This is a genomic window from Blastococcus colisei (assembly GCF_006717095.1).
Taxonomy (GTDB): Bacteria; Actinomycetota; Actinomycetes; order Mycobacteriales; family Geodermatophilaceae; genus Blastococcus_B; species Blastococcus_B colisei.
Map to the genome: position 1 here is coordinate 1,677,287 of NZ_VFQE01000001.1, position 16,329 is coordinate 1,693,615.

A 16,329-nucleotide genomic window follows, 5' to 3' on the forward strand; every position below is an offset into this window, starting at 1 on the left:
CCGGTCCCGGGGCCCGGGGCGCCGGTCGTCCCGGCGGCCCGGGGCTCCCGGCCGTCCGCGTTCCCGGCCCGCCGGCTGCGCCGGTCGCCGGTGACGCTGGCACTGGCCGTGGGCGTGGCCGCTCTCGCGCTGCTGCCGCTGGGCTACATCACCTGGTACACCGCCGACCTCGGCTGGGACGGGGTCCGCGAGCTCGTGCTGCGGCCGCGGGTCGCGGAGCTGCTCTGGAACACCACCAGGCTGGTCCTGGGCACGGTGGTCTGCTGCGCGGTGCTCGGGGTCGGGGCGGCCTGGCTCGTCGAGCGCTCGTCGGTGCCGGCCCGCCGGATCTGGCACGTGCTGCTGGTCGCCCCGCTGGCGGTGCCGGCGTTCGTGAACAGCTACGCGTGGATCTCGCTGCTGCCCGGCCTGGACACCTACGCCGGCGCGCTGCTGGTCGTGACGCTCTCCTACTTCCCGTTCGTGTACCTGCCGGTCGCCGCGGCGTTCCGTGGGCTGGACCCGGCGCTCGAGGACACCGCCCGCGGGCTGGGCCTGTCCACCTGGGCGGTGTTCCGCCGGGTTCAGCTGCCCCAGCTGCGCGTGGCGCTGCTGGGCGGAAGCCTGCTGGTAGCCCTCCACCTGCTCGCCGAGTTCGGCGCGCTGCAGATGCTGCGCTACCCCACCTTCACCACCGCCATCTACGACCAGTACCGCGCCACGTTCAACGGGCCGGGCGCCACGATGCTGGCCGGGATCCTCGTCCTGCTCTGCCTGGGCCTGCTGCTGGCCGAGATCCGGCTGCGCGGACGGCGCGGCTACGCGCGCACCGCCCGCGGCGCCGCCCGCCCCGTCCGGCCGGTGGACCTCCGGGGCCTCACCGCGCCGGCCCTGCTCGCGCTGGGCGCGCTCGTCGGGCTCGCCCTCGTCGTGCCCCTGGTCAGCCTCGGCTACTGGATGACCAGCGGCCGCGCGGCGACGTTCGAATGGGCGGCGCTGACCACCACCACGGGGACGACGCTGGCGCTGGCCACCGCGGCGGCCGCCGTCACCACCGCGATGGCGCTGCCCACCGGCTGGCTCGCCGTCCGGGCTCGCGGCCGCATCTCGACCCTGCTCGAGCGGAGCACCTACCTCGGCAGCTCCGTCCCCGGCATCGTCGTCGCCCTGGCGCTGGTGACCCTCAGCATCCGGGCCACGCCGTGGCTCTACCAGACCGTCCCGGTGCTGCTGGCCGCCTACGCGATCCTGTTCCTGCCGCGGGCGATCGTCACCGTCCGATCCGCGGTCGAGCAGGCGCCGCCGCTGTACGACGACGTCGCGTCGTCCCTCGGGTCGTCGGCGCCCGACCGGCTGCGCCGGATCACGCTGCCGCTGCTGGCGCCGGGCATCGGCGCCGGCGCCGCGCTGGTCTTCCTCGCCGTCGTCACCGAACTCACCGCGACCCTGCTGCTGGCCCCGACCGGAACGACCACCCTGGCGACGGCGTTCTGGTCGGCGAGCAGCGCCCTGGAGTACGGCGCGGCGGCGCCCTACGCCGTGATCATGGTGCTGCTCTCCGCGCCCGCTACCGTGCTGCTGTCCCGAGATGCCCGACGAGGTCTGACCCCATGAGCTCCCTGACCGTCACAGCGCTGACCAAGGCCTTCGGCACCACTCCGGTCCTCACCGGAGTCGACCTGCACGTCCCCGGGGGGAGCTTCACCGCGCTGCTGGGCCCGTCCGGCTGCGGCAAGACGACGCTGCTGCGCCTGATCGCCGGCTTCGACGACCCCGACTCCGGCACCGTGGCCCTGGGCGACCGCGTCGTGGCGGGGGAGGGCCGCAGCGTGGCCGCCCGCCGGCGCGGCATCGGCTTCGTGCCCCAGGAGGGCGGGCTGTTCCCGCACCTGACCGTGGCCGGCAACATCAGCTTCGGGCTGCCCCGCCGGCAGCGGCGCGACGGCGGCCGGGTCCGGGAGCTGCTCCAGCTGGTGGGGCTGGACACCGTGCTCGCCGACCGCTCGCCGCACCAGCTCTCGGGCGGTCAGCAGCAGCGCGTCGCCCTCGCCCGGGCCCTGGCGCCCGCGCCCTCGCTGGTGCTGCTCGACGAGCCGTTCTCCTCCCTGGACGCGGGGCTGCGCGAGGAGACCCGGCTGGCGGTCTCCTCGGCGCTGGAAGCCACCGGCGCGACCGCCGTGCTGGTCACCCACGACCAGGCCGAGGCGTTGTCCATGGCCGACCAGGTGGCGGTGCTCCGCGACGGGCGGCTCGTGCAGCTCACCGATCCGCGCACGCTGTACCGCAGCCCGCGCGACCTCGACGTCGCCACCTTCGTCGGCGAGGCGGTCGTGCTCGACGCCGACGTGCACGGCGGGACGGCGCACTGCGCGCTGGGCGCCGTGCCCTGCCAGGGTGCCGTGGCCGACGGCCCGGCCCGCGTGCTCCTGCGCCCCGAGCAGCTCCGGCTCTCGACGCCCGGCCGGGCCGGTGCCGTGGTGGCCCGCGTCCGCAGCGTCGACTTCTACGGGCACGACTCGCGCGTCTGGCTGGCCCTTCCCGACGGCGGCACGGTGAGCGCGCGGCTCGACGGCGCGGACCTGCCGTCGGTCGGCGACGACGTCGCGGTGACCGTGCGCGGCACGGCGCTCGCCTTCCCCGTGAGCGGTCCGGCCGAGGTGACCGCGCCCCTGCAGCCCTCCGCCTGACCGCGCCTGCCCGACCGCCGGCCGGATCCGGACGCCGCCGATCCACCACGCCGGGACCACTGCGCAGCGATCACGTTAGGGAAGCCTAAGCTTCGCGCCGTGGACCTCTTCCTCTTCACGGTGGACCCTTCCTGGGGGCGCGACGTGGTCGCCGCCGGAGCGGCCGGGATCGTCGTCGACTGGGAGCGCCGGGGCAAGGCGCGTCGGCAGCAGGGCGAGAACACCCAGATCAACGACGACACCCCCGAGGACCTGACCCGCATGCGGGCGGCCACCGACGGGCGGCTGGTCTGCCGGATCAACGGGTACGGGCCCTGGACCCCGGCGGAGGTGGACGAGGCCGTCGCCCGCGGCGCCGACGAGATCCTGCTGCCCATGGTCCGCACGGTCGACGAGGTGGACCGCACCCTCGACCTGGCCGCCGGCCGGTGCGGCGTCGGCATCCTCGTGGAGACGCAGGACGCGGTCGACCGGTCGGCCGCCCTCGCCCGGCGTCCGCTGTCGCGGATCTACGTCGGCCTCAACGACCTGCGCATCGACCGGGGCTCCGACGAGCTGTTCCGGCCGCTGGTCGACGGCACGGTCGACGCCGTGCGTGCGACGGTCTCCCAGCCGTTCGGGGTGGGCGGCCTGACGCTGCCCGGCAGCGGATTCCCCGTGAGCGCCGGCCTGCTCGCGGCCGAGCTGGTCCGCCTGCGCACCGACTTCACCTTCCTCCGGCGGTCGTTCACCGCCGACATGGCCGGCCGCGACCCGTTCGTCGAGGTCCCGCGGCTGCTGGACTCCCTCGCCGCGCTCCGGCGCAACGATGCCGCCGAGGCGGCCGTGCACCGGTCCCTGTTCGTCGACGCCGTGACCGGGCGGCCGGTCGCAGCGGCGGTGACGGCGCCGGCGTGAGGGCGCTCGTCACCGGCGCCGGCGGCTTCGTCGGCCGGCACCTCGTGGACCGGCTGACCGCCGACGGCTGGGACGTCGTCGGCCTCACCCGGGACCGGGTCGACCTGGCCGATCCCGTCGCCGGCGCGGCCGCGGTGCGCGCCGCCGACCCCGACGTGGCGTTCTCGCTGGCCGCCGGCCGGGCCAAGGCCACCGCGGCGGAACGGGCGGCGACGACGGCGGTGAACACCAGCCCGTGGCTGGTCGACGCGCTGCCCGACCGGTGCCGCGCCGTGGTCCGGCTGGGATCCTCCACCGAGTACGCCGCGTCGCCGCGTCCGCTCACGGAGGAGGCGGCGCTGGAGCCGCGCGGCTTCTTCGGCGCCACCAAGGCCGCCGGGTCCCTGCTGCTGCTGGGCGCCGCGGCCGAGCGGGGGGTCCGGGCGGCCGTGCTGCGTGCGTTCCAGGTCTACGGCCCCGGTGACCATCCCACCCGGCTGGTCCCGGTCGTCCTCTCCGCCGCCCGCACCGGCGGGACCGTGCCGCTGCCGGCCCGGCTGAGCCGGCGCGACTGGGTCTGGGTCGGCGACGTCGTCGACGCGTGCGTGCGGGCCGCCACCGACGACAGCCTGCCGGCAGGGACGGTCCTCAACATCGGCACCGGCGTGCAGACCAGCACCGAGGAGCTGGTCGAGACGGCCGCGCGGGTGACCGGCCGGCCGATCGCCACCGCCGCCGGCGCGCACCCGGGCCGCGCCTGGGACAGCGCCGACTGGGTCAGCGACCCGTCGGCTGCCCGCCGCCTGCTGGGCTGGACGCCGACGGTGGACCTCGCCGAGGGCCTGGCCCGCACCTGGGCGGTGGAGGGCGGAGCGGCATGACCGGGGAACGGGGTCCCGAGCTGGGGGTCGCGGTCGTCGTCCCCGTGCACGGCAACGAGGCCACCCTCCGGCCACTGGCCGAGCGGCTCGCCGCCGCCCTGTCCGGCCGGGACTGGCGGCTGCGGTTCGTCATCGACGCCTCGCCCGACGACAGCGCCGCCGTCGCCGGGACGCTGGCCGCCGAGGAACCGCGGATCGCGGTCACCGGGCTCTCCGTCAACGTCGGCCAGCACGCCGCCCTCGCCCACGGCCTGGCCGCCGAGCCGGACGCCGACGCGTGGGTCTGCCTCGACGCCGACCTGCAGGACCCGCCCGAGGCGGTGCCGCTGCTGCTCGACCGCCTGGCCCGAGGCGACGTCGCCGCCGTCTTCGCCGGACGGCGGGGCCGCTACGAGTCGCCCGTGCGGCGGCTGACCGGCACCGTCCACCGGCTGGTCGTCGCCCGGCTGACCGGACTGCCGCCGGACGCAGGCGCCTTCTTCGCCATGGACGCGCGGGTGCGGGACGCCGTCGTTCCCGCCGTCCGCGACGAGGGGGCGCCGAGCGTCGTCCTCGCCGTGGCCCGGGCCGGACGGCCGGTGACCAGCGTCCCGGTTCCGCGCGACCGGCGGACGGAGGGCCGGTCGTCGTGGAGCGGGCGCTCCCGCGTGCGGCAGTCGGTGCGGTCGCTGGTGTGGGCGGTCCGCTCCGGGCGCTGAGTCAGCGCTCCCAGAGCTGCAGGACCAGATCGGTCTTGCTCGCCGAGAAGTTGTGCACGTCGGTCATGCGCAGACCCGCCTCGCGCATGATCTCGTCGTCGTCGGTGGGCTCGGGGACGCCGTCGATCAGCCGGCGGACCAGCCAGACCCGGTCGGCGCCGGCGGGGGCGTCGTCCGGCGGCAGCACCACGTCGGGGCGGAGCTGCGGGGCGATCGTGCGCACGTAGTGGTCCAGCCCCATCGCCGAGCGCTGGTCGGCGGCGACGATCGGCTCGCCGGCCCGGTGGACCTCGGCGAGCGTCGCGACGAGCTCGTCGGAGCGTTCCCGTGGTCCGCGGTCGGCCATCGGCGCGCTGGTGAGCAGCGTGCAGGCCAGCAGCAGCCCCGCCATCGGCACCCGGGCAGGGCGCGGCAGGGCCAACGCGCCGGCCGCCGCCAGGACACCCACACCCAGCAGCCCGGCGAGCAGATAGCGGGGCAGGTAGACCGGGCGCACGAGCTCGACGAGGACGAGCAGCAGCAGCGGCACGACCGCCCACGCCGTCGCGACGACCCGGACGCCGCGCGCGCGGCCCGCGCCGACGACGGCGAGGCCGACGGTGAGAGCCAGGAGGGGGCCCCAGCCACCGGCCCAGGCCCGGACGGCCAGGGCCGGGAATTCGCCGCCGGTGCCGGTCAGGTGCTCGGCGTTGCGCCCGCCGGTCCCGTTGAGCAGGTTCAGCAGGACCATCCCGGCCGCGGGCAGGACGGCGAGGGCGCCGACCAGCAGCAGCGGCCACGCCCGCCGGCCGCGCAGCACCACCGCGGCGACCACGAAGGCGGCCAGGACGGTGACCGCGTACCAGTGCATGAGCCCCATGCCGGCACCGGCCAGACCGAACAGCACCAGGCCCCGCGGCGGCTCCTGCAGCCATCGGACGAGCCCCAGCAGCGCGCCACCGGTGGCCAGCATCGCGAGCCCGTAGCTGCGCGCCTCCACGGACTGCTCGAGCACCAGCGGGCTGGCCGCCAGGACCAGCCCGGCGAGGACGCCGGTCGCCCGGCCCGCCGGCCGGCTGATGGCCCGCGTGATCAGCGCCATCCCGCCGGCCGTCGCGAGCAGGGAGAGCACCCGCAGCGACGTGTCGCTCCCGATCCCGGGCAGCGACATCCAGGCGTGCGCGACCACGTAGTACGGCGCGTTGTACGACGGCGGGACGGTCGCCAGGTAGTCGGTGGTGCCGCGTCCGGAGACGACCGCCGAGAGGATGTCGCCCAGCGGCAACCGGCCCACCTCGGCGGTGAACAGCTCGTCGAACCACAGGCCGTGCCCGGGGCGGAGCAGCACCATCCCGAGGACCAGCACCAGGACCGGCGGCAGCAGCTCGACCGGCGACCAGCGGGACGCGACCGGGCGGGCCTCCTCGGGGGCAGGGCTGCGGGCGTCGTCCCGGATCGCCGTGGTGGTCACCTGCGAAAGGTTAGGCGACCCTTGCTCACTCCTCCGCGCGGTCGTCCAGCGGGTCCTGCGGGTTGTGCGCCCGCTGCCAGTAAGGGACGGCGAGCCACCACCAGACCAGCAGCGCTGCGAGCACGCCGGCCGTCGCCCAGGCCAGCGCCCGCGAGTAGAGGACGTCGACGACCAGGAGGACCGCCGCGGTGATCGCCACGGCCAGGACGAGCAGCCCGACGAACGCCGAGCGGTTGCTGCGGTGGAGCAGTTTCTCCTTGTCGCGCTGCCGGAACAGCACGCGGTGCTGGGCCGCCGGGGCGATGAGCATCGCCGTGGCGACCGCTGCCGCCCCCAGCGCGACGAAGTAGACGGCCCGCTGGAAATCCGTGATCGACTCGACGGTGGGCTGGAACGGGACGATCAGCAGGAACGCCAGCAGGAACTGGACGCCGGGCAGGGCGACCCGGAGCTCGTTGAGCAGCTCGATCAGCTCGCGGTTGACCCGCTCCTGCCTCGTCTCGCCGTTCCCCGCGCTGCCGGCGGGACGGCCGTCCGCCTGGGACATGGGCACCCCCGGTCGCGGGCCGGGGCCCGGCGCCCCGGCGACCACCGGGGTATGCCCGCCGGCACCGGTTCTCGACACGGACGCGCCGCGAACGGGTGACGTCCCGACATGTCGACCAGTCGATCCGGCGACATGTCGACCCCGGATCAGAGGCCCAGGGCGGTCTTCGTCCCGTCCACGAGCTCGAAGTGGCCGACGGCCCAGAACGCCACGCCGGCGGCGGCGAGCCCGCCCACCGTCACGGCCGCGGACGAGACCGGGTGCTGCTTCGCGTGCTGCCAGGCGTCCTGCGCCTTGCGCTTGAAGACGGCGAAGAACCGCGCGGCCCACTCGAACTCGCTCGACCAGACCCAGAGGCCGAGGAGCACCGGCGGGATCGTGAGCGGTCCGGGGAGTGCGGTGAGCGCGACGCCGAGCAGCACCAGCAGCAGGCCGGCTGCGAAGACGGCGATGCGGAAGGGCAGCACGAGCCCGGGCTTGCCGTGGATGCGCTCCCGCAGCGACCCCGGCTTCGCCGGCCGCGGCTTGCCGAGCCCGTCGGTGCAGTGGGGGCAGCGGGTGGCGCCCATCGACGGGGGTGCGGCGGGGTCGGCCGCGGGATGATCAGTGGGCGCTGTGCGGGTCTGCGTCATGAGGTTTCTCTCTGCGGATGTCGGTCGAGGTGAGCCGTCGGCGGCTGCCTGCGGCTGCTCACGCGGCGGTGATGCCCGCGGCCACCTCGGACGGGCGCTGCTGCTCGCCGGCGTAGGAGCTGATCGCGACGAGGGCGCCGGTGAGGGCCGGGATGACCCACTGCAGGGTGTCCAGCTGCTGCTGGGCGACGGCGACGTCGGCCTGGAGCGCCTTGGTGCGCTTGCTGGGCTTGGTGCCCCGCTTGGACGGCGGGTTCCCGGCCGCGGACACCCGCTGTCCGAGCACCCGGCTGTAGGCGGTGGCACCGAGGGCCGCGGCGGTCAGCAGCGTCTTGAGCATCGACATGCCGGCGACGCCCTGCTGGGCCGCGACGCGCTCCTTGTCGGCGCGCAGCTGCCCGACGCTGCCGACGAGGTGGGCCCCGATGGCGGCGGCGTTGACCGGAGTCCAGCGGTCCCAGCCGGCGTTGGCCACGCGGCCGGTGGCCGAGTCGCTCCCGGCCTCGCCGGCGGCGGCGTTGAGGGCGACGGCGTTGGCGAGCGTGCCGCCGAACCAGGCGGACAGGCCGAGGTCGTGCAGCGTGCGCGAGAGGGTGTGGCGGGCCATGACGGGGCTCCTCAGCAAGTGGACGGGCCCGGGTCCTACCCCCTGCCGGTCGGCGTCATGCCGGTTGTGCGCAATGCAGCGGGCTCAGGTGCCGTAGCGCAGGGCCGCACGCTCGCGGGCCTTGGCCGCCTCGATCTCGCGGTCCTTCGGCGGGGCGCTGGTCAGGAGCGAGTCCAGCAGCCGCGTCGATGCGGCGGCGACCTCGGCCACGGCGCGGTCGAACGCCTCGGCGTTGACCCGGGAGGGCTTCGTCGTCCCGCTGATCTTGCGCACGTACTGGAGGGCCGCGGCCTGGATCTCGTCGTCGGTGGCCGGCGGCTCGAAGTTGGAGAGCGGGCGGATGTTGCGGCACATGCCGGCAGCGTAGGAGGGGCGGCCGGTCGTGGACAGCGCTCGGCGTGGATCAGGCGTCGACGCCGGCCCGGTCGATCGTGCGGTGGTAGCGCTCGCCGAGCGTGCCGCCGAGCAGCGCACCGAGCAGCGTGACCAGGAGGATGGCCACCAGCGTGACCATCGCGGCGGTGGTGGCGGTGCCCTCGTCGATCGGGATGCGCGGCAGGTTCAGCTGCTGCAGCACGTTGTACTGGGCGCCCAGGATCGCGCCCGCGGCGGCCAGCACGAGGACGACGACGAGGCCGATCAGCCACACGGCGACGCCCTGCCGGGCACCGTCGAACCGGGACATCCGGCCGGCCACGTAGCCGCCGGCCAGATAGGCGAGGAAGAGGACGACGAGGATGGCGATGCCGCTCCCGATGCCCAGGGTCTCGACCTGCGCGGCGGCCTCGTCCGCGGTGTCGACGCCCTGGGCGAGGCCGAGGGCGACGCCGGCCGCCGACAGCAGCGCGACCAGCAGCACCGCCAGGCCGTTGGCCGACAGCCAGCCGAAGAACGCCGCGCCCCACTTGATCCCGCCGAAGACGGCGCGCTGGGCGGCCACGGCATCCCGGGGCGTGCCGCGCGACACGGTGGTGCCCTCGGTCCGGATCGGTGCGGTGGACTCGCGACGAGCCGCCTGCCCGGTGTCGATCTGCCGGGTGGCGTCGTCGTGCTGAGATCCGTCGTGCCTCGTGTGCTCGGCCATGATGGGTGTCCCTACTGCCGGTGGTCTGCGCGGATCCCCCTGCGATCCGGAACCCGGTGTCCGCCGCGGCACCCGGCAAACGGACCCCGCCCGCCGGTCGCCCGTCCGGGTGACGTGCGTCACCCGGACGGAGGACGACGGTGACCGTGCTGCTGGTCGACGCGGCCAACGTCGTCGGCTCCCGCCCGGACGGCTGGTGGCGGGACCGTGCCGGGGCCACCACCCGGCTGCTCGTCCGCCTGGCGCAGCTGCCGGAGCGCCGCCTGTCCGGGCCCGACGGTGGCGTCGTGGTGTGCGACGGGGTGGTCGCCGTGGTCGAGGGGAAGGCCCGGGACGTGCCGGCCCCGGACGGCGTGCGGGTCGAGCGCGCCGGGGGCAGCGGGGACGACGCCCTGGCCGCGTGCGCCGCCCGCCTGGCCCAGGAGGGGACGCCGCTGCTCGTCGTCACCGCCGATCGCGGGCTGCGCGCACGGTTGCCGGCCGGGGCCGCGGTCGCCGGGCCGGGCTGGCTGCTGGCCGCCCTCGACGAGACGGGTTGTGTGCCACCCGCATGACCCGATCGGCGGCCGGGTAGCGGGGACGCCAGGTCGGCCGACCCTCGCCGTCCCGCCCCGAGGAGCTGAGCCCGTGCCCACACCCACCGATCCCGACGGCCCGCAGCGGGTCCTGATCACCGGTGCCTCCAGCGGTATCGGCCGGGCGACCGCCGTCGAGCTCGCCGGGCGCGGAGCCCGGCTGGTCCTGGTCGCCCGGGGACGGGAGCCGCTGGAGGAGACCGCCGCCGAGGTCCTGGCCGCCGGCGCCCGGGCCGCGCTGGTGCGCCCGGCGGACGTCACCGACGAGGACGCGGTGCAGGCCGCCGTCGCCGATGCCGTCGCCGAGCTCGGCGGCCTCGACGTCGTCGTGCACGCCGCCCAGGTGATGGCCTACGGCCGCATCGAGGACGTGCCGACGGAGGTCTACGAGCACGTCGTCGACGTGTCGCTGCACGGGACGGCGAACGTGGCGCGCGCCGTCCTCGCGGTGTTCCGGAAGCAGGGCGCCGGGCACCTCGTGGTCGTGAACTCCCTGCTGGGGAACATCGCCACCCCCTTGCTCGGCAGCTACGTGACCGCCAAGTGGGGTCAGCTCGGACTCATCCGGGTCCTGCAGCAGGAGACCCGCGACGAGCCGGGGATCTCGGTCTCGGCCGTCCAGCCGGGCGGGGTGGACACCCCGATCTACTACCAGGCCGGGTCGTGGACCGGCAGCACCGGCCGGCCGCCGCCGCCGGTGTACTCGCCGCAGCGGGTCGCGCGGGCGGTGCTGTCCACCATGGACCGACCGCGCCGGATCGTGCAGGCGGGGCTGCTCAACCCGCTGATCACCACGGCCTTCCGGCTGGTGCCCGGGGTGTTCGACGCCCTGGTCGAGCCGCTGCTGCGACGCATGGCCATCGCGGACGACGACGTCGCGCCCACCGAGGGCAACGTCTTCGAGTCCCAGCCGGCCGGCAACGCCACCGAGGGGCGCTGGCGCAGCATCTAGTCAGTGGCGGCTACAGCGGCGTGACGTACGCGCCGCTGATCCCGCCGTCAACCAGGAACTCCGACGCGGTGAGGAACGACGAGTCGTCCGATGCCAGGAAGGCGACGGCCGCGGCGATCTCCTCGGGCTCGGCGAACCGGCCCATCGGGACGTGCACCAGCCGGCGCGCGGCCCGCTCCGGGTCCTTCGCGAAGAGGTCCCGGAGCAGGGGCGTGTTCACCGGTCCCGGCGACAGCGCGTTGACCCGGATGCCTTCGCGCGCGAACTGCACCCCGAGCTCACGCGACATCGCGAGCACGCCGCCCTTCGACGCCGTGTAGGAGATCTGCGACGTCGCCGCGCCCATCCGGGCCACGAAGGACGCGGTGTTGATGATCGAGCCGCGACCACGCGCCTGCATGTGCGGGATCGCGGCCTTGCAGCAGAGGTAGACCGACGTCAGGTTCACCTCCTGGACCCGGCGCCATGCGTCGAGCCCGGTGACCAGGATCGAGTCGTCGTCCGGCGGTGAGATCCCCGCGTTGTTGAACGCGATGTCCAGCCCGCCGTAGGTCTCGACGGCGGCGGCGAACAGCCCGTCGACCTGCTCGGGCGAGGTGACGTCCACCTGGACGAACAGCCCGCCGACCTCCTCGGCCGCGGCCTTGCCGCTGGCCGGGTCGACGTCCCCGACGACGACGTGCGCGCCCTCCGCGGCGAACCGGCGGGCGGTCGCCAGCCCGATCCCGCTCGCCCCGCCGGTCACCACCGCGACCCGGTCGACCAGCCGCCGCACCACTGCCTGCTCGCTCACTCAGTCCTCCGTCGCGATGAAGACGTTCTTCTCGTCGGTGAACGAGTGCAGCGCGTCCGGCCCGAGTTCGCGGCCGAGCCCGGACTGCTTGAAGCCGCCGAAGGGCGTCGAGTAGCGCACCGACGAATTGCTGTTCACCGACAGGTTGCCGGCCTCGATGCCGCGGGAGACGCGGAGCGCCGTGCCGAGGTCCCGGGTCCAGATGGACCCCGACAGGCCGTACTCACCGTGGTTGGCGATCCGCACCGCGTCGTCCTCGTCGTCGAAGGGGACGACGGCGACGACCGGACCGAAGATCTCCTCGGTGACCGCGGGCGCCTTCGGGTCGACCGGGGCGAGCACCGTCGGCGGGAACCAGAAACCCGGGCCGTCCGGCACGCTGCCGCGGAAGGCCACCGGGGCGTCGTCCGGCACGTAGGCACGGACCCGCTCCCACTGCGTGCGGCTGATCAGCGGCCCCATCTCCGCGGTGTCCAGGGCCGGGTTCTCGACCCGCAGGCTCCGCACCGCGGGCTCGAGCAGTTCCAGGAACCGGTCGTAGGCCGAGCGCTGCACCAGGATCCGGGACCGCGCGCAGCAGTCCTGCCCGGCGTTGTCGAAGACGGCGTAGGGCGCGGACGCGGCGGCCCGCTCCAGGTCGGCGTCGGCGAAGACGACGTTGGCGCTCTTGCCGCCGAGTTCGAGCGTCACCCGCTTGACCCGGTCGGCGCAGCCGGCCATCACGCCCTTGCCCACCGCGGTGGAGCCGGTGAAGACGATCTTGCGGACGTCCGGGTGCTCGACGAGCCGCTGCCCGACCACCGACCCCTTGCCGGGGAGGACGGTGAGGACGTCCTCGGGGAGCCCGGCCTCGAGGGCGAGCTCCGCCAGCCGGAGGGCGGTCAGCGGCGTGAGCTCGGCGGGCTTGAGCACCACGGTGTTCCCGGCGGCCAGCGCGGGGGCGAACCCCCAGCCGGCGATGGGCATCGGGAAGTTCCACGGCACGATGACGCCGACGACCCCGAGCGGTTCGTGGAAGGTGATGTCGACGCCGCCGGCCACGGGGATCTGCCGGCCGAACAGCCGCTCGGGCGCTGCGCTGTAGTAGGTCAGGACGTCGCGGACGTTGCCGGCCTCCCAGCGCGCGTTGCCGATCGTGTGGCCGGCGTTGCGCACCTCCAGCTGGGCGAGCTCCTCGACGTGCGCGTCGACGACCTCGGCGAAGCGGCGCAGCAGCCGCCCCCGGTCGGCCGGAGCCACGTGCCGCCAGGTGTCGAAGGCCCGGCGGGCCCGGGCCACGGCGGCGTCGGTCTCCGCGGCGTCGGCCAGGGCGACGGTGGCGACGACCTCTTCCGTGGCCGGGTCGATCACGTCGTGGGACATGCTGCTCACAGCCGTTCGAACCCCCGGAACCGCTCCCAGTCGGTGACCGCCCGCCCGAAGGCCGCCAGCTCGACGGCGGCCATGTTGGCGTAGTGGTCGACCACGTCGTCGCCGAATGTACGGCGGGCGAAATCGCTGCTCCGCCACAGGTCCAGGGCCCCGGCCAGGCTCGTCGGTACGCGGTCGGCGTCCGGGTCCTCGTAGGCGTTCCCCTCGTACGCCGGCTCGAGCTCCAGTTCCTCCTCGATGCCGGCCAGACCTGCCGCGACGACCGCCGCGGTGGCGAGGTAGGGATTCACGTCCCCACCCGGGATGCGGTTCTCCAGCCGCAGCGACGCGCCGTGCCCGACCAGCCGGAAGGCGCAGGTGCGGTTGTCGCGCCCCCAGCGCATCGCCGTCGGTGCGAACGAGCCCTCCACGAACCGCTTGTAGGAGTTGATGTTGGGCGCGAGGAACAGCGTCAGCTCGCGCATGTACCGGAGCTGCCCGGCGACGAACGACCTGCCGACGTCGGAGAGGCCGTTCCCGTCGGCCAGCACCAGTTCGCCGTCGGTGCCCCGGAAGCTGCAGTGGATGTGGCACGAGTTGCCCTCGCGCGCGTCGAACTTCGCCATGAAGGTCAGCGCCATGCCCTCCTGGGCGGCGATCTCCTTGGCCCCGTTCTTGTAGACGACATGGCCGTCGCAGGCGCGGCACGCCTCGTCGTACAGGAAGGCGATCTCGTGCTGCCCCAGGTTGCACTCGCCCTTGGCGGACTCGACGACGAGTCCGGCGCCGGTCATGTCGTTGCGGATGCGCCTCAGGAGGGGCTCGATCCGAGCCGTGCCCAGCACGGAGTAGTCGACGTTGTACTGGTTGGCCGGCGTCAGGTCGCGGTAGCCGGCGGTCCAGGCCTGCTCGTAGGTGTCGCGGAAGACGAGGAACTCGAGCTCGGTACCGACGTAGGCGGTCATCCCGGCGTCGGCCAGGCGGGCCGTCTGCCGGGCGAGCACCTGGCGCGGCGAGGCGACGACCGGGCTGCCGTCCTCCCAGCGGAGGTCGGCCAGCACCATCGCCGTGCCGGGATTCCAGGGCACGGGCCGCAGCGTCGCCAGATCCGGTTGCATCACGAAGTCGCCGTATCCGCTGGACCACGACGACATCGCGTAGCCCTCGACGGTGTTCATGTCGACGTCGACGGCGAGCAGGTAGTTGCACCCCTCGGTGGCGTGCTCCAGGACGACGTCCAGGAAGTACCGGGCGTGCAGGCGCTTGCCCTGCAGGCGGCCCTGCATGTCGGTGAACGCGACGAGCACGGTGTCGATCTCGCCGGACTCGACGTGCCGGCTGAGGTCCTCGACGGTCAGGACGGGGTCGTGTCGGTCGGGCACGGTGTTCCCTTCCTCCGGAACCTGCCCCCGAGGAGGGGCCGGCGACCGGACCCTAGGGTCCCGCCGCTGCACGCCACAAGCCGCGGCCACGCATGTCACCTGCTCGTTTGCTGCGCTGCACCGATCCGGGAACGGTCGCGCCACGGAGGCGCATCCCTCTTGACCTGCAGCTGATCACCCACGACCCTGACCGCCCACCGAGTCCACCGACGTTCCGACCCGCATCACGACAGCCAGCTGGGCGCAGACCCTCGCACCGTGCGTCCCGCGGGCCCGTCGTCCGGTCCTCAGGAGACGCGCATGTCCGCACCCCACCCCCGCGGCGCCTCGGGCGTCACCTACACCCACGCGGCGGAGGGCTACTTCGACAAGCGCGGGCTGACCCGCACCGCGGGGTTCTGGGGACTGTGGGGGCTGGGGGTCGCCGCGGTCATCTCCGGTGACTTCTCCGGCTGGAACTTCGGCATCGGCGGCGCCGGCTGGGGCGGGTTCCTCATCGCCACGGTGGTCGTCACGCTGATGTACGTCGCGATGATCGCCAGCATCGGTGAGATGGCGTCGGCCATGCCGCACACCGGCGGCGCCTACTCGTTCGCGCGGTCGGCGATGGGTCCGTGGGGCGGGTTCGTGACGGGGCTCGCCGAGACGATCGAGTACGTCGCGACGACGGCGGTCATCGTCTACTTCTCGGCGTCGTACGCCGACAGCATCACCGCTGAGCTGTTCGGCCTGTCGATGCCGGGCTGGGTGTGGTGGATCATCCTCTACGCGATCTTCCTGCTGCTCAACATCGCCGGCGCGGAGGTGTCCTTCCGATTCGCCGTCGTCGTCGCCGTCCTCTCCCTGGCGGTGATCGCGCTGTTCGCCGTCATGGCGCTGTTCTCCGGCGCCCTCGACTTCGGCAAGCTCTTCGACATCGAGCCCGAGAACGGCAACAGCACCTTCGTGCCGTTCGGCTGGTGGCAGGTGGTCCTGGCCATGCCGTTCGCGATGTGGCTCTACCTGGGCATCGAGGAACTGCCGCTGGCCGCGGAGGAGTCCCACATGCCGGCCCGCGACATCCCCCGAGCGGGGCTGTGGGGACTGGGGACGCTGATCATCAGCGGCGCCCTGGTGCTGGTCCTCAACCCGGCCGTCGTGGGTGCCTCGGCGATCGGGGAGTCCGGTGAGCCGCTGCTCGACGGTTTCCGGGCGATCCTGCCGAACAGCGACGTGGCGGCGATCCTCTCCGCGTTCGCGCTGATCGGTCTGTTCGCCTCGCTGCAGGGCATCATGTACGCCTACGGCCGCAACATCTACTCGCTGTCCCGCGCCGGCTACTACCCGAAGGCGCTGTCCCTGACCGGTGCCCGCAAGACCCCGTGGATCGCTCTGCTGATCGGCGCGGTCATCGGCATCGTCGCGCTCGTCCTCGTCGACACCGGCGGCGAGACGGCCGGGGCCATCGTGCTGAACATCGCCGTGTGGGGGGCCGTCCTGGCCTACCTGCTGCAGATGGTGTCGTTCGTGCTGCTCCGCCGGAAGTTCCCGAACGCGGGCCGCCCCTATCGCAGCCCGTTCGGCGTGGGCGGGGCCGTGTTCGCCGGCGCGATCGCCGCGCTGATCTTCGTCGGCGTGATGCTCAACGAGGACTACCGGCCGGCGATCGTCGCCATCGTCGTCATCTACGTCGTCGCGCTCGCCGGCTTCGCCGCCTTCGGCCGGCACCGGCTGGTGCTGTCGCCGGAGGAGGAGTACGCGATGTCCGGCGGGCTGCACGGGGATCCGCAGGAAGAGGGCTACGGCGCCATCGACGTCGAGGACATCGACCCGGAGGCGCGCTCCCGTACCACCTGA

17 protein-coding genes are annotated in these 16,329 nt (G+C 74.2%); 8 read left to right on the forward strand and 9 right to left on the reverse strand.

Features of this window, described 5'->3' with window-relative positions:
* The first annotated feature begins 90 nt into the window (after positions 1–90).
* The 5 genes from FHU33_RS07985 (at position 91) to FHU33_RS08005 (ending at position 5,121) form a co-directional block, all read left to right on the forward strand.
* Complete coding sequence (locus FHU33_RS07985; RefSeq protein WP_211355040.1) at positions 91–1,593, forward strand: ABC transporter permease; 1,503 nt, start codon at positions 91–93, stop codon at positions 1,591–1,593.
* Positions 1,590–2,666 carry an ABC transporter ATP-binding protein gene (locus FHU33_RS07990; RefSeq protein WP_142024860.1) on the forward strand — a complete coding sequence of 359 codons (1,077 nt, stop codon included), beginning with the start codon at positions 1,590–1,592 and terminating at the stop codon, positions 2,664–2,666. The genes FHU33_RS07985 and FHU33_RS07990 overlap by 4 nt, the downstream gene beginning before the upstream one ends.
* A 99-nt stretch (positions 2,667–2,765) precedes the next feature.
* Entirely contained in the window at positions 2,766–3,563 is a 798-nt protein-coding gene (locus FHU33_RS07995) for a beta/alpha barrel domain-containing protein (RefSeq protein ID WP_142024861.1), read from the forward strand.
* Positions 3,560–4,423 carry an NAD-dependent epimerase/dehydratase family protein gene (locus FHU33_RS08000; RefSeq protein WP_142024862.1) on the forward strand — a complete coding sequence of 288 codons (864 nt, stop codon included), beginning with the start codon at positions 3,560–3,562 and terminating at the stop codon, positions 4,421–4,423. Before FHU33_RS07995 ends, FHU33_RS08000 begins: the two co-directional genes overlap by 4 nt.
* Entirely contained in the window at positions 4,420–5,121 is a 702-nt protein-coding gene (locus FHU33_RS08005) for a glycosyltransferase (RefSeq protein ID WP_142024863.1), read from the forward strand. Before FHU33_RS08000 ends, FHU33_RS08005 begins: the two co-directional genes overlap by 4 nt.
* Before the next feature lies 1 nt (position 5,122).
* Here the strand turns inward: FHU33_RS08005 and FHU33_RS08010 are convergent, their stop codons facing one another.
* The 6 genes from FHU33_RS08010 to FHU33_RS08035 form a co-directional block, all read right to left on the reverse strand.
* Positions 5,123–6,571, reverse strand: a complete 1,449-nt coding sequence (locus tag FHU33_RS08010) for a glycosyltransferase family 39 protein (protein WP_246063399.1) — start codon at positions 6,569–6,571, stop codon at positions 5,123–5,125.
* A gap of 25 nt (positions 6,572–6,596) precedes the next feature.
* Complete coding sequence (locus FHU33_RS08015; protein ID WP_142024864.1) at positions 6,597–7,118, reverse strand: DUF6328 family protein; 522 nt, start codon at positions 7,116–7,118, stop codon at positions 6,597–6,599.
* A gap of 146 nt (positions 7,119–7,264) precedes the next feature.
* Positions 7,265–7,750 (reverse strand): PGPGW domain-containing protein, encoded by a 486-nt coding sequence (locus tag FHU33_RS08020; RefSeq protein ID WP_142024865.1) that lies wholly within the window; start codon positions 7,748–7,750, stop codon positions 7,265–7,267.
* A 58-nt stretch (positions 7,751–7,808) separates the two neighbouring features.
* Entirely contained in the window at positions 7,809–8,357 is a 549-nt protein-coding gene (locus tag FHU33_RS08025; RefSeq protein ID WP_142024866.1) for a hypothetical protein, read from the reverse strand.
* Positions 8,358–8,441: 84 nt separating this feature from the next.
* The gene (locus FHU33_RS08030; protein WP_142024867.1) at positions 8,442–8,711 is read right to left on the reverse strand and encodes a DUF2277 domain-containing protein; all 270 of its coding nucleotides are present in this window, start codon (positions 8,709–8,711) and stop codon (positions 8,442–8,444) included.
* Between the two features lie 49 nt (positions 8,712–8,760).
* Entirely contained in the window at positions 8,761–9,441 is a 681-nt protein-coding gene (locus tag FHU33_RS08035) for a hypothetical protein (protein WP_246063401.1), read from the reverse strand.
* Between the two features lie 140 nt (positions 9,442–9,581).
* Between FHU33_RS08035 and FHU33_RS08040 the strand changes: the two genes are divergently transcribed.
* Both FHU33_RS08040 and FHU33_RS08045 read left to right on the forward strand, forming a co-directional pair.
* A complete protein-coding gene (locus tag FHU33_RS08040; RefSeq protein WP_142024868.1) occupies positions 9,582–9,995 on the forward strand; it encodes a hypothetical protein in 414 nt (137 codons plus the stop codon).
* Positions 9,996–10,068: 73 nt separating this feature from the next.
* Entirely contained in the window at positions 10,069–10,968 is a 900-nt protein-coding gene (locus FHU33_RS08045) for an SDR family NAD(P)-dependent oxidoreductase (protein ID WP_142024869.1), read from the forward strand.
* Between the two features lie 10 nt (positions 10,969–10,978).
* Here FHU33_RS08045 and FHU33_RS08050 read toward each other — a convergent pair whose 3' ends face one another.
* Genes FHU33_RS08050 through FHU33_RS08060 form a run of 3 tightly spaced genes read right to left on the reverse strand, consistent with a single transcriptional unit; the run spans position 10,979 to position 14,493 of the window.
* Positions 10,979–11,761 carry a 3-oxoacyl-ACP reductase gene (locus tag FHU33_RS08050; protein WP_142024870.1) on the reverse strand — a complete coding sequence of 261 codons (783 nt, stop codon included), beginning with the start codon at positions 11,759–11,761 and terminating at the stop codon, positions 10,979–10,981.
* The gene (locus tag FHU33_RS08055) at positions 11,762–13,123 is read right to left on the reverse strand and encodes an aldehyde dehydrogenase family protein (protein ID WP_142027033.1); all 1,362 of its coding nucleotides are present in this window, start codon (positions 13,121–13,123) and stop codon (positions 11,762–11,764) included.
* 5 nt (positions 13,124–13,128) lie between these two features.
* Positions 13,129–14,493, reverse strand: coding sequence for a glutamine synthetase family protein (locus tag FHU33_RS08060; RefSeq protein WP_142024871.1), 1,365 nt, complete (start codon positions 14,491–14,493; stop codon positions 13,129–13,131).
* Between the two features lie 300 nt (positions 14,494–14,793).
* Here FHU33_RS08060 and FHU33_RS08065 point away from each other — a divergent pair, with 300 nt between their 5' ends.
* Positions 14,794–16,329 (forward strand): amino acid permease, encoded by a 1,536-nt coding sequence (locus FHU33_RS08065; protein WP_142024872.1) that lies wholly within the window; start codon positions 14,794–14,796, stop codon positions 16,327–16,329.